Genomic DNA, 13,225 nt, shown 5'->3' with positions numbered 1-13,225 from the left:
GATATAATGAAAAATATTGGATTTATCGGTGTTGGCTACATGGGTTATGGAATAGCCAAAAATATTTTAAAGCATAAAAATAATCTTTTTGTAATTGCTAACAAAAATCGTAAACCTATTGAAAAGATAGTAAGTGAGGGAGCTGAAGAAGTAAAATCTCTTGAGGATTTTGCATCTAAAAATTTAGATGCTTTATTTATGTGTGTAACAAATACACCTATTGCAAAATCTATTTCAGAAAAATTATCAAATATCTTAAATGATAAAACAATTGTAATTGATATTACTACTCACAATAAAACTGGCTCTGTTGAAACTGAGGCAATTTTTAAATCAAATAATATCAATTACGTTGAATGCCCAGTAATGGGAGGACCTGTTCAAGCAGAAGAAGGTGTTTTAGGTGGTATTGTTGGAGCATCAGATGAGAATTTCAAAATAGCAGAGCCTTACTTTAATATATTTTGTAAGAATTATTTTCATTTTGGTCCAGTAGGTATGGGTGCAAAATCAAAACTTTTAAATAATTTTTTAACTCTTGGAAATGCTGCTTTGATTAATCATATGGCTAAAAGCGCTAAAGAGTTAGGTTTAGATTTAGAAAAATTATATGATGTTGCAAAACTTGGTTCAGGAAATTCTGCAGCATTAATTAGGATTTTTGATAATTTACTTAAAGGTGATTACACAGGATTTAAATTTACCGCAAGTAACTCTGTTAAAGATTTAACTTACATTCAGGATCTTTTAAAAGATTTTCCTGAAGCTGAAAAAGTTGCTGAACTAAATAAAAATTATTTTCAAAAAGCTGTTGATGATGGTTATGGAGAAAATTTTATTAGTGAATTAATTAATAAAAAATAATTGAAGAAAGTTAAATAAGATATCGGGAATCTACTAAAGCAGTAGGTTGTATTCAAGTTATATATTTGCATTAAATGCAAATAAATTTATTGAAAATAATTTTGATATAATTACCTTTTTAAATGAAGGAGGTTTATGTTAAAATTGCTACCACCTGATACTTAGCTGAAGATCTTTAGATATAAAAAAACTTAAAATAATAAAATCCGTTTGGATTTAATGCCAAAGAGGCGATAAAAAGGGAGCTCTTTAGGTATCAACTAAAGAGCGAACCCTTTAAAAATTAATTTTTAGACTTTAGTATTTCTAGCGGAAGTGGTGCCTCTGGATATTTTTTTTCACACAACTTTTCATAAATTTCACAAAAGTTAAAAATTGTTTTTACAACTTCGTTTTCATCTTTTGAGTTTAATTTTGTAATTAATTTATCTCTATCTTTTTCTAACTCTTTAATTTGTTCACCTGAAAAAAATTCTCCGGTTTCTATTTCCCAGTAAGTATCCTCTAATTCAACTTCACTTAATTCATTTAATTTTTTTTGTAACATTATAATTGTTTCATCATCTGTTTCTGTGTTTCTCATAGGAGAATTTTTTAATTTCCCTAAACATTTGTCTCTTAAACCATCAATAAAATGATCATAAGGTTTTCCTAAACTTAATTCTTTAAAATGATTACTAATAAAATATTTTTTTATTGCTAAATCTGTAGAAATTTTTTCTTTACCTTTAATTATTGCAACTTGAACATATATCTCTTGAGAAACGTATTCCTCTATATGATCTGTTACTGATACTGGAAGCATTGTTTATTTTAAGACTTTGGCCTATCATTATTTAAATCAAAAGCAGGTTCGTCAATAACTTTTGATTTAACATCTTTTCCTTGGATTTTAATCAAAAACTCATTTCCAACTTTTGCAAATTTAGTTTCAACATATCCAAAAGCTAAACTTTTGTTTACTCTATACCCATAAGCACCTGATGTTGTAAGACCAACTATATTACCATTAGAGTAAATTGGTTCATTTCCATGAGCATCCGCATCTACAGCATCAACTTCCATATAAACTAATTTAATTTTTGGGCTATTTTTTATTAAATTCGATACAATTTTGGACCCTTTAAATTCAGATTTTTTTTCAATATTAAAGAATCTTTCCAAGCCTGCTTCAACTACGCTAATTTCTGGAGTTAATTCTGACCCCCAACCTCTGTATCCCTTCTCAATCCTCATAGAATTCATTGCATGAGCTCCAAAATCTGTAATATCAAATTCCTTACCAGCTTCACTTAATAACTCATATAGTTTTTCCATGTATTTAAAGTCATGATGCAGTTCCCAACCTAGTTCGCCCATATAGTTTACTCTTAAAGCTTCTACAGTAATGTTACCTAAACTTATTTTCTTACTTTTTAACCAAGGGAAATTTTCATTTCCTAAATCTGTATCTGTTAATTTTTTCAAAACCATTCTTGATTTTGGTCCTATGATACCAATTACACCTTTGTCTAAAGTTATATTTTTAATTTCAACTTTTTCGTTTTCTTTTTTATTCTGATTTAGCCAATCCAAATCTCTAATTTCTGATACTGCACCAGATAATGCGTAATAATGGTTATCTTTTAATTTAGTTAAAGTTAGTTCAGTTTGAATTCTTCCAATATCATTTAAAAGATGAGTTAAAACAATACTTCCATCTTTTTTTGGAACTCTATTAACACAAAGTCTTTCTAAAAAATTATAACTATCTTCTCCAGTAATTTCATATTTTGAAAAAGTTGATAAATCTATCAAGCCTACATTGTTGTGAACATGTAGACATTCTTTTTGAATTATAGGAAATAAATTATTTCTTTTATAACTTAATTCTTCTTTAATATTATCTTTATTAAACCAAGCTGGTTTTTCCCATCCATATAAATCAAAATATTCAGCACCTTTTTCTTTCAACTTTTGGTAAATTGGTGTTGTTTTCATTGGTCTTCCAACCTCTACAAAATCATTAGGCATTGGAGTTACATACATTCTTCGATATTGCTCTTTTGATTTTTCAACTGAATAATTTTTATCAACCCAACTCATGTATCTTCTTGGTTCGAATTCCATCATATTTATTTCTGAGTCACCATGTACAATCCACTGAGCCATATATTTCCCAGCTCCCCCTCCATGAGCAATTCCAATACTTGCTGCACAAAACATCCAAAAGTTTTTTAGTCCAGGTGCAGGACCAGCTAAAAAATTATCATCAGGCGTATGTGTAATAGGACCACATATAATCCTTTTAATACCTACTTCTTTAAACTGTGGAATACGATCCATTCCTTTTTCTAAGTGTTCTGCAATTCTATCAAGATCTGGATCTAACAACTCCATATCAAATTTCCAATCCATTCCATCTAAAGCCCAAGCTGCTACATCTTTTTCATAAGGGCCAATTAAAAGTCCTTTACCCTCTTGTCTTAGATAAGAAGAAGAGTCTGGATCTCTTACAACTGGTAATTCTTTACTTAATTTTTCTATTTCAGGATGTGCTTCTGTAACTAAGTATTGATGGATCATATTTATACTTGGAACATTTTTTAAACCAACCATCTGTGCTACTTCTGGACAAAAACTTCCTGCAGCATTAACAACATGCTCACAAACAATATCACCCTTTTCAGTAATTACTTTCCACTCTCCGGAAGGCAATTGTTCAATATCAGTTACTCTATTTTTTCTATAAATTTTGGCTCCACCATTTCTTGCTCCTTTAGCCATTGCATTTGTTGTGCTAGTTGGATCTGTATAGCCGTCTTCTGGAGTTAAAAAAGCACCTTTAATTCCATCTAACTTTATAAAGGGATGATATTGATGAATTTCCTCTGTTGATATAATTGAGCATGGAGAACCAGCTATATCTAAAATTCCTTTAGTATAATCAAACCACTCAAGATCCTCTTTGGTATAAGCTAACCTTAAACTTCCTGTTTCATGAAATCCTGTTGGTTGCTCAGTTTCTTTTTCTAGTGACTTATAAAGGTTAGTTGAATGAAGATGAATTTTTGCAAGATTTAAACTCGTTAACATATGAGGACATTGACCTGCAGCATGCCAAGTTGATCCAGAAGTAAGTTCACTTTTTTCAATTAATACGACATCACTCCATCCTTCTTTTGTAAGATGATAGAGTAAACTAACTCCCATTATACCACCGCCAACAATTACAAGCTTTGCATGAGATTGAATTTTATCCATAAAAAAAGAAACTACTTAAATTTTAAATTAATTAAACAAAATTAATTTTAATTAACCAAAATGGGTATGTGAATTTATTAATGCGGTTTTCTATATTTGGAATGACAGGCCTTACAATTCGCCCACATTAATTTTCCTAGAGTTCCTCTAATATCATCTGCATCTTCTATAATAGAAGTGAGTTTAATCATATCATCAGCAGATTTTTGCATTAATGCGTTGAAAGCATCTTTTTCTTCCCAGATTATAGGCAGTGCCTCTGTTTTAAATCCTTCTTTAGAATTTTCTGGAAATAGATCTAACAAAATAATGTAATTTTCATTCATTTCTTTCATTAGTTCTATCGCTTCATCAAAATCCCCATTTGAAGAAAAAGATTGTACCCTTTTAGCAGTACTATAATTCTTGCTAAATAGTGCTTTTCTACTTTTAATAATATCTTCTACTGACAACTCTGCATTAGCTAAAGAGCCAGAAAACATCATTATAAAAGACAATATTGTTGTACCAAAGATCTTCTTTGTATGTTTTAATATGATATGCATGTTAAGAACACCTTAACAGAATATGGAATAATATCAAAGTTATTGCACTGGCTAAGCGCAATTTTACTTTTAATTCAAATTCCTCTTGGATTTTATTTAGTTGATTTAGATTTTGGGGAAGAAAGAATAACTATTGAAAATATTCATGTGTTGGTTGGGCTTGGAATATTTTATGTTGTAATTTTTAGATTACTAAATAATTTAATTAATCCTATACCAAAGTTAGGTCCTGCCACTTTTTTAGGACAAAGATTTATTGCTAAACTAAATCATTTGTTTTTATACATAGCTATCTTATCAATAACTATATCTGGAATATTAAAAAAACTATTTAATGGTGAGTCCTTAGTGATTTTTTTTAAAAAAATAAAAATAAAAGATAATTTTGAACTTGCTGACCAATTTTATAATATTCATATCTTATCAAACTATGCTCTGATCGGTCTAGTTGCTCTACATATAAGTGCCGTTATAATTCACAAATTATTCTTTAAAGAAAATTTATTAAAGAAAATATTGTAAATAATTCCTGATACATATGGAAAAATCTTCTATTGGATATATTTTAAAATTATCTATTCCAATTTTTTTTGCTAATTTAGCTATTCCACTAGTAGCTATAATTGATACTTTTTTAATGGGTAATTTGGGAAATGTTTCCTATTTATCCGCAACTTCTGTTGCAGCAAATTTATTTTCAATGATTTTTTGGAGCTTTGGATTTTTAAGAATGGGAACAGTCGGTATGGTTTCTCAAGCAAATGGAGCCGAAAACTACAAAGAAATAATTAATATTATTTTAAGAAATTTGTTATTTGTAATTATCCTTTCTATTGTCTTATTTTTTGCTCAGAATTTAATTCTTAAGATAAGTCTACAAATATTTGATCTAAATTCACAAACTGCTATTTTTTATGAGGAATATTTTAAAATTAGAATTTATTCAGCTCCAGGTGAACTTACTCTTTATATTATAACAGGTCTTTTTGTTGGATTACAAAAAACTAAAATTTCAAGTATTGCTGTAGGATTTTTCTCAATATTAAATATTATATTGAGCATAATTCTCGTAACTCAATACAATTTAAATATTAAAGGTGTTGCATATGGAACTCTTTTTTCTGGAATAATTACCTCTACTGTTTTTTTAATTTATACTTTTTTTTATTTAAACAAGCTTACAAAGATTAATTTTATAATAAGGGAAATTGTTGAACTAAATAAATTAAAAAATATTTTTAATATTAATTTTAATATTTTTATTCGAACTATATTGCTTACTTTTTCTTTTTTGTGGTTCACGTACCTTGGATCAAAAATTGGAGAAGAGTATATAGCTGCTAACGCAATATTAATTAATCTCGTCTTTCTATCAGCATTCATTTTAGACGCTTACGCATTTTCAACTGAAGGAATTATTGGTTATTCATTGGGTAAAAAAGATAAAAATTTATTCAGCTCAATTGTTAAAAATTCTTTTATTTTAAGTTCAGTTACAGGCTTAGGTATTTCTGTTGTTTATTATTTTACTCATAAGAATGTGATTTATATGATGTCTGATATTGATCTAATAAGATCTTTAAGTTTAGATTATTCAATTTGGATGATTATCTTGCCTTTTTTTGCATCTTTTTGTTATCAATTTGATGGTATTTTTATTGGAGCCTCTCAAACAAAAGAAATTAGAAATGCTATGTTTTTTTCTGTTTCTTTATATTTATTAATTTCTTTAGTTCTAACAAATTACATTTCAAATGACGGGGTATGGATATCGTTAACGATATTTATGATCTTGAGAGCTTTGTCTTTATATTTTTATTTAAACAGGATTTATTTAAGATTTAATGGCAACTAATACCAAATTTCTTTAATCTCCAATAATTATAAGGCCATGGAGTTAAAAAACCAACAATAAGCATTATTGGCACCACCCACCATGTTAACATGGCTCCGCCAGTTAGAAGATAATCTGTTAAATTCATTGCAACTTCCATGCTTACCATAGAAATAAAACTCATTCCAAAGGCGGTTTTTAATGCATCTTTAAAAGTAAAGTTCTGTTTAAGTAAAATAATTGTCTCTAAAATTATACTTGTAATTAGTCCATTTATAATTGCTAAAGTCATTATTGCAAAAACAGGCAACGGAATTCCAGTCAATTGAAAATACAAAATTGTACCAAAGTCACCAATGGCACATCCTAATAAACACCATGCAGTATTTTTTGCACTTCTTCTCCAAGTGTGCTTACATGACCAATTCAATGTTGCAACTGCGCTCATTACTTATTCATATTAATTTGAAATTCATACAGATCAAGTGGCCAGTAAGATTTAATATAAGCTAAGACGCTATCTATATCTTTATCTGACAATTTATCTCCAAAACCCATCATTTTTCCCTCATAATTTTTAACCAATTTAGCTAACCCATACTTTATTATAGCATGCAACGTTTTATCGTCATGATGCCAGGTGTGACCAGTACCATTTAATGGGGGTGCTTTTCTATGTCCATCATCATCTAAATCTTTCCAATTTTTTGCTCCTGATAAATCAATCATATGACATGAAACACAGTTTTGATTATATACTAGTTCACCTCTTTTAATCATCAATGAAGAGTCTGTTGTAATTGGAAAATGATTATGAGCAAGTGAAACGTTATTAAAAAACAATAATAGGAAAATTATTTTTATAAAATTTACAATATTTGTTTTTGTCATATTAATTAATTTTTAATCCTTTTTTTTTCCATTTTTCTAAACCGCCAATTAAGTGAAAACAATTACCAAAATTATATGACTTAGAAATCTGAACTGCTAGAGTAGATCTGTGTCCATGAGCACAGTAAAAAAGAATTTTTTTATTTTTTAAGCTATCTTTATTTTTCTCAATATAATCATGCATGGAAGGAAATGGGACTATATTACTGTTATCTAGTTTACCTTCTTTATCTATTTCATTTTGCTCTCTTAAATCTATCAAAACTGTATTTTCCTCTTTTTTAATCTTGTTAAACTCCTCTGGCTCAATTCCATTGTTTACTTTTTGACGGTTTAAATCAATGCCTAACTTAAGATTACTAGGAACTGCAACATCCATCATTTTGGGATCTGGTAAATTTAAATTATTCATAATATCTACATACTCTTCTACTGATTTTACCTGTAATCTTGGATTAAATTTCCTCTCTTCTAAAATGGTACTTACCATTTCTCCTTTATAATCGTGTGCTGGATAAACTAGAGTTTGATCAGGTAGTTTTAATAATTTGTTAAATATTGAATTATAAGAGTCTTTAGGATCACCGTTTTGAAAATCTGTTCTACCAGTACCTCTAATTAATAATGTGTCTCCTGTAAAAACTCTATCGCCCATCAAAAAACTAAAGCTCTCAGAAGTATGACCAGGAGTGTATAAAGCTTGTAAATCAATTCCATCTATTTTGATTATCTCTTCATCTGATACTCTCATAGCAACTACATCTGCAGGAGTTTTATTACCCATAACAGTTACACAATTAGTTTTATCTCTTAGTTCAGCAATTCCAGAGATATGATCTGCGTGAATATGTGTATCTATCACCTTTACTAATTTTAAATCTAATTGATTTAACAAATTAATATACTGATCAACTTTTTCTAAGACTGGGTCTATTATTAAAGCTTCACGTCCCCTTCCAGATGCAATTAAATAAGTATAAGTGCTAGAAACGCTATCGAATATTTGTCTAAATATCATTTTAGATAAATATCAAAAACCAATAGGAAATTAAACCAGACAAAATAGTTGCGATTATATTTCTTGAAAAATAACCAACAATTACAGCAACAATTGCAGCAAATATTTTAGGGTCATCCATTTCAATAAATTCACCATAATCATTAATAAAAATTCCTGGAAATATTATTGCAGGAAACACTGCCGATGGAACATAAGCCAATACAGCTTTTATTTTATCTCCCAACATGTCTCTACTCACTAGGGCTACCATCGTCATTCTAGTGAAGTAAGTTAATATTCCTGCAACAATAATTGATAACCAAGTCATTTTATTTTTTTAACCTCAATATTAAAGCCGCAACAAACAAAGCAAGTATAGGTGAAATAATTATATAAGATCTAAATGGAGCATCATAAAATAATAATGAACTCAACCCACACACAATCATTACAATTAGGTGATCAATTTTTTTTAAATCTTGTATTACGATAGCTATAAACGTAAGTGGGATTGCAAATTTTAATCCAAGTTCCTCTGGTACAAATGAACCTAAAATGATTCCTGACAATGTAGCAATTTGCCAACAAACCCACATTGTACAGCCTGTACCAATCAAATGATAATGTAAGTACTGCTCTGATTTATTTTTTTTAAAAAATTTATTAGACTCGGCAAATCCTTGATCCACAATAATATAAGAGATTAATAATTTTTTAATTAATGACAGTTTTTCTAGGTACTCTGATAAGACCGCACCATATAAAAGATGTCTTGAATTAATAACACCAACTGATGTTGCTGCTACCAATCCAGATGCACCACCTGATAATAATTGCAAAAAAACAATTTGTGATGCACCCCCAAAAATAATAATGGACATTGCATAAACTAATAGAGGATCAAATCCTAATTCAACACCAATAGCTCCACAAATTATTCCAAATGGAATTACAGACAACATGTGTGGAGAAATATCCAACATGCCTCTGGTAAATAATTGTTTTTTGGTAAGCATTTATTTGGGTTCTATTAAAAACAAACTATGTGATCAATATTTATTGGACGTTTAATCCCAAATTTTTCTTCAATTTCATGTTGATGAACGTGGTGAGAATGAACAAAAACAGGAATTAACAAATCACTACTAGTTTTTAGAGTATATATAAAATTTGTTCCTCTAAACTTTCTATCTACCACTTCCAATTTTAAATTGCTTTTATCATCATGTTCTAGATCTTCTGGCTGTAACAACAACTGTACTTTAGATCCTTTTGGATAATGTTTTGTAAAATTTCCTTTGATTGTACCTAAATCATCATTTTCTAAAGTATTTTCATCAGTAACTTTTGCTGGAATTAATATACCTCTGTTTAAAAAATTAACTACATCAACAGAATTTGGGAAGTGATAAACATTATAGGGATCATCAAATTGTTTGAGTTCTCCGTCTAAAATGATTCCGCATTTGTTACCTAAATAGAATGCTTCGTATGAGTCGTGAGTAACAATTATTGTTGTAATTTTTAATTCTTTTAAAATTTGCTTTAACTTTACTTGTATTTCCTCTTTGAAACTTTGATCTATATTTGACAGCGGTTCATCTAAAAGTAACAAATCAGGATTTGATAACAAAGATCTAGCTAAAGAGGCTCTTTGTGCTTCTCCAGAACTAATTTCATGAGGATATTTTTCTAAGATTTTTTCTAAATGTAGAAATTTCACTATTTCTTTAAAGTTTAGACCTTTCTTCTTTTTTTTATTTCTCTCAGCACCAAAATTAATATTTTCCAAAACATTGTAATGAGGAAATAGAGAGTTGTCTTGAAAAGCCAAAGATATATTTCTATCCTCGGGTTCAACATGGCTTTCTTTAGATGAAATAATTTTATTTTTTAAAATAATTTTACCAGACTGAATTTGTTCAAGGCCTGCTATTGTTCTTAATATTGTAGTTTTTCCAATTCCAGATGGACCTAGCAAACAAACTATGTCTCCTTCATTTTCAATATTAAATGAAACATTGGTTACTTTATTTTTAGAGCTTGCAGCAAAAGTAACATTCTCAATTTCTAAAAAGTTATTTCTCATTTTATTTATCTTTAAACATATACTTAGATGTAATTAAAATAAAAATACTTGCAATCATAATTAGTAATAATGAAGGTGCGGCGGCAGCTTCTAGTAAATCTTGTGAAGCAAATATATAGGCCTGAGTGGCAAATGTTTCAAAATTAAAAGGACGCATAATTAATGTAATTGGTAATTCTTTGATTATTTCGATTGATAGCAATATAGCAATTAATAAGACTGAGTTTTTAAGATAAGGGATATGAATATTTAAAAAAGTTTTTAATTTTGAATAACCTAATAGATATGCACTTTCATCAATTGAATAATTAATTTTTAAATATCCAGATTTAATACCATTGTTAGCTAAAGAATAAAATCTTACAAAATAAACAATTACTAAACCAAGTATAGATCCAATAAAAATTTGTTTTATATTAAAAAAATAAAATATATTTTCATCAAACCAAGAAATAAAAGTTATGAAAGCTACAGCTAATATTATTCCTGGTACTGCATAACCAGTAATTGAAAAAGTTGTTAAAATATTTAAAAACTTATTTTTACTAATTCTATTTCCATAATTTGATATGAAAGATAAAAATATTAAAACAAAACTTGATAAGAAAACTAAAATCAACGTGTTTGATAATAATTCAATAATATTTAGATCTATAAAATGTTTTGGAAATTTAATTGTCCAGTAAAGCATTTGCAAAACTGGAAATATAAAGCTTGCAAGAAATACAAATGAACAAAATATTATTGCCATTAAAGATTTATAACCAGTTAATCGCTTCAAAGTTTTAGTCTTAAAATTTCCTTTAGCAGGTGAATGGTACTGTGCTTTTTTTCTGGATAAGTTTTCTAAAAAAAATAATCCAAATATGAAAATTAAAAGAAAAAAAGATATTCTATTCGCTAAAGCCAAATCATCAAAAGATATCCATGCATCATAAATTCCAGTGGTTAAAGTCGATATTCCAAAAAAAGATACTGCACCAAAATCTGATAAAGTCTCCATAGCAACTAAAGATAATCCAGCAATAATTGCTGGTCTTGCTGATGGTAAAATAATATTAAAAAATGTTTTTTTTGTTGAAAAACCCAGGTTTTTACCAAGTTCTAGCAAATTTTGAGATTGATAATGAAATGAGGTTCTTGTTAACACATAAACATAACCAAATAGTGAAAATGAAATTGAAATTATAGCTCCTAGCATTCCATCAAATTTAGGTAAAACAGTATTGTAATTTCCATCACCAAATAAGCTTTTCATAATTGAAAAAGCTGTTCCATAGTTTTCAAAAAAAGCAGTTAGTGAATATGCATAGATATAGGCTGGAACTGCAAAAGATAAAATTAAAACCCATTTAAAAAAATTAACTCCAGGAAATTTATAAAATGAAACTAAATAAGCAGATCCTACACCAATTACAAAAGTTGTAATTAAAACTCCAATTACAAGAATTATTGAATTTGAAATATACTCATACAAAAATGTATTTTTTACAATTGATAAATACTCACCTGTTGGTTCAAAAAAACTACTAAATACAGTTACAATTGGTATTGCAACTATAATAGAAATGAGCAAAGAGCTCAAAAACCAAATATTAATTTTATTACCCATTTTAACGAAGTACTAATGGTTTAAAGTAGGGTAATAAACTTTATACCAAAAGTACTTAGTGTTAACCTCTTTTATTTCCAACCAGACATCAACATTACCTCTAACGCATCAGCCTGATTTTTTTTATAGTCTCCAACTTTTGTTTTTAAATCCTGTTTAAAATTTTCACCCATTTTTTTTATAAGAGGGTGTGGTTCAACACCTTCTATCATTGGGTATTCAAATGTATTGTTTACTATATGTTGTTGTGCTTCTTTTGTTAAAAAAAACTCTAGTAATTTTTTTGCATTTTCAGGATTAGGAGAATTTTTTAAAATACCTCCACCACTTATATTCATATGTGTCCCTCTATCATTTTGATTTGGGAAATAAGGTAAGACTTTCTGAGCAGCTTCTTTTTGATCTTCTCCTTTTTGACCAGATAACATCAAAGCATAGTAGTAAGTGTTGGCTATAGCTAAATCAGCTTCACCAGCAGCAACAGCTAAAATTTGAGCTCTATCATTTCCTTTAGGATTTCTTGCAAAATTTGAAACTAGTTTTTTTGCCCATTCTAAAGTTTGTTCTTTACCATTATTTTTAATTAATGATGCAACAAGAGATTGATTGTAAATATTATTAGATTTTCTAATTACAATTTTCCCTTTCCATTTTGAATCTGACAAACTTTCATAAGTTATCCCTTTTAAATCTTCTGAACTTACTCTTTCTGGTGAATAATAAATAATTCTTGCTCTTTTAGCGATACCTGTCCAATTATCAGATCTAAAGTTTGATGGTACTGAAGCTTCTATAAGCGTCGTCATAGAGTTCTGAAACATACCTTTTGCATCAAATGAACCTAATCTTCCAGCATCTGCTGTGATATATAAATCAGCTTTGGAGTCTTTTCCTTCTTCAGTAATTCTTTTTTGCAAAGCTTTGTCTTTACCAGAAACTAAGTTAACTTTTATACCTGTTTTGTTAGTAAACTTTTCATACAGCTGAATGTCAGAGTCGTAATGTCTTGCACTAAAAACATTTACTTCACCTGCCATACTCGTTTTGGTAAAGAAAAATAAAATTAATGCTAATAATGTTATATTTTTCATTCGTATCTTTTTCTTTACCCTAGTTTATTTGCGAATGAGAATTATTCTCAATGCGA

The 13,225-nt window shown here is 28.6% G+C and carries 14 protein-coding genes; 3 read left to right on the top strand and 11 right to left on the bottom strand.

The annotated features are described in order from the left end of the window. Positions 1-6 precede the first annotated feature (6 nt). Positions 7-864 (top strand): NAD(P)-dependent oxidoreductase, encoded by an 858-nt coding sequence (locus ACTTAX_RS00220; RefSeq protein ID WP_440692011.1) that lies wholly within the window; start codon positions 7-9, stop codon positions 862-864. A gap of 283 nt (positions 865-1,147) precedes the next feature. On the opposite strand, the gene ACTTAX_RS00215 is transcribed toward ACTTAX_RS00220, so the two are convergent. From ACTTAX_RS00215 to ACTTAX_RS00205, 3 genes are all read right to left on the bottom strand, one after another. Continuing rightward, positions 1,148-1,669: a hypothetical protein gene (locus tag ACTTAX_RS00215; RefSeq protein WP_440692010.1), complete on the bottom strand. Its 522-nt coding sequence runs from the start codon at positions 1,667-1,669 to the stop codon at positions 1,148-1,150. Positions 1,670-1,677: 8 nt separating this feature from the next. Then, positions 1,678-4,107 (bottom strand): FAD-dependent oxidoreductase, encoded by a 2,430-nt coding sequence (locus ACTTAX_RS00210; protein ID WP_440692009.1) that lies wholly within the window; start codon positions 4,105-4,107, stop codon positions 1,678-1,680. A 77-nt stretch (positions 4,108-4,184) separates the two neighbouring features. Beyond that, positions 4,185-4,652 carry a c-type cytochrome gene (locus ACTTAX_RS00205; RefSeq protein WP_440692008.1) on the bottom strand — a complete coding sequence of 156 codons (468 nt, stop codon included), beginning with the start codon at positions 4,650-4,652 and terminating at the stop codon, positions 4,185-4,187. Here ACTTAX_RS00205 and ACTTAX_RS00200 point away from each other — a divergent pair. After that, a complete protein-coding gene (locus ACTTAX_RS00200) occupies positions 4,647-5,174 on the top strand; it encodes a cytochrome b (RefSeq protein WP_440692006.1) in 528 nt (175 codons plus the stop codon). The two genes, ACTTAX_RS00205 and ACTTAX_RS00200, sit on opposite strands and share 6 nt — an antisense overlap. 16 nt (positions 5,175-5,190) lie before the next feature. Beyond that, positions 5,191-6,507 carry an MATE family efflux transporter gene (locus tag ACTTAX_RS00195; protein ID WP_440692005.1) on the top strand — a complete coding sequence of 439 codons (1,317 nt, stop codon included), beginning with the start codon at positions 5,191-5,193 and terminating at the stop codon, positions 6,505-6,507. On the opposite strand, the gene ACTTAX_RS00190 is transcribed toward ACTTAX_RS00195, so the two are convergent. The 8 genes from ACTTAX_RS00190 to ACTTAX_RS00155 all read right to left on the bottom strand — a co-directional run bounded on the left by ACTTAX_RS00190 (position 6,494) and on the right by ACTTAX_RS00155 (position 13,169). Then, the gene (locus ACTTAX_RS00190; protein ID WP_440692004.1) at positions 6,494-6,934 is read right to left on the bottom strand and encodes a DUF4396 domain-containing protein; all 441 of its coding nucleotides are present in this window, start codon (positions 6,932-6,934) and stop codon (positions 6,494-6,496) included. The genes ACTTAX_RS00195 and ACTTAX_RS00190 overlap by 14 nt on opposite strands. Beyond that, complete coding sequence (locus ACTTAX_RS00185) at positions 6,934-7,377, bottom strand: c-type cytochrome (RefSeq protein ID WP_440692003.1); 444 nt, start codon at positions 7,375-7,377, stop codon at positions 6,934-6,936. Before ACTTAX_RS00185 ends, ACTTAX_RS00190 begins: the two co-directional genes overlap by 1 nt. A gap of 1 nt (position 7,378) precedes the next feature. Next, positions 7,379-8,395, bottom strand: coding sequence for an MBL fold metallo-hydrolase (locus tag ACTTAX_RS00180; protein ID WP_440692002.1), 1,017 nt, complete (start codon positions 8,393-8,395; stop codon positions 7,379-7,381). Position 8,396: 1 nt separating this feature from the next. Beyond that, positions 8,397-8,705, bottom strand: a complete 309-nt coding sequence (locus tag ACTTAX_RS00175) for an AzlD domain-containing protein (protein ID WP_440671990.1) — start codon at positions 8,703-8,705, stop codon at positions 8,397-8,399. Between the two features lies 1 nt (position 8,706). After that, the gene (locus ACTTAX_RS00170) at positions 8,707-9,393 is read right to left on the bottom strand and encodes an AzlC family ABC transporter permease (protein ID WP_440647618.1); all 687 of its coding nucleotides are present in this window, start codon (positions 9,391-9,393) and stop codon (positions 8,707-8,709) included. A gap of 14 nt (positions 9,394-9,407) precedes the next feature. Then, positions 9,408-10,466 (bottom strand): ABC transporter ATP-binding protein, encoded by a 1,059-nt coding sequence (locus ACTTAX_RS00165; protein ID WP_440692000.1) that lies wholly within the window; start codon positions 10,464-10,466, stop codon positions 9,408-9,410. A 1-nt stretch (position 10,467) separates the two neighbouring features. Further along, positions 10,468-12,078, bottom strand: a complete 1,611-nt coding sequence (locus ACTTAX_RS00160; RefSeq protein ID WP_440691998.1) for an ABC transporter permease — start codon at positions 12,076-12,078, stop codon at positions 10,468-10,470. Positions 12,079-12,149: 71 nt separating this feature from the next. Continuing rightward, the gene (locus ACTTAX_RS00155) at positions 12,150-13,169 is read right to left on the bottom strand and encodes an extracellular solute-binding protein (protein WP_440691996.1); all 1,020 of its coding nucleotides are present in this window, start codon (positions 13,167-13,169) and stop codon (positions 12,150-12,152) included. Between the last annotated feature and the right edge of the window lie 56 nt (positions 13,170-13,225).

Source organism: Candidatus Pelagibacter sp. HIMB1695 (genome assembly GCF_052047655.1).
In the GTDB taxonomy this organism is placed as follows: domain Bacteria; phylum Pseudomonadota; class Alphaproteobacteria; order Pelagibacterales; family Pelagibacteraceae; genus Pelagibacter.
The sequence above is the reverse complement of the archived record's forward strand: the minus strand, read 5'-3'. Positions and strand labels throughout refer to the sequence as shown.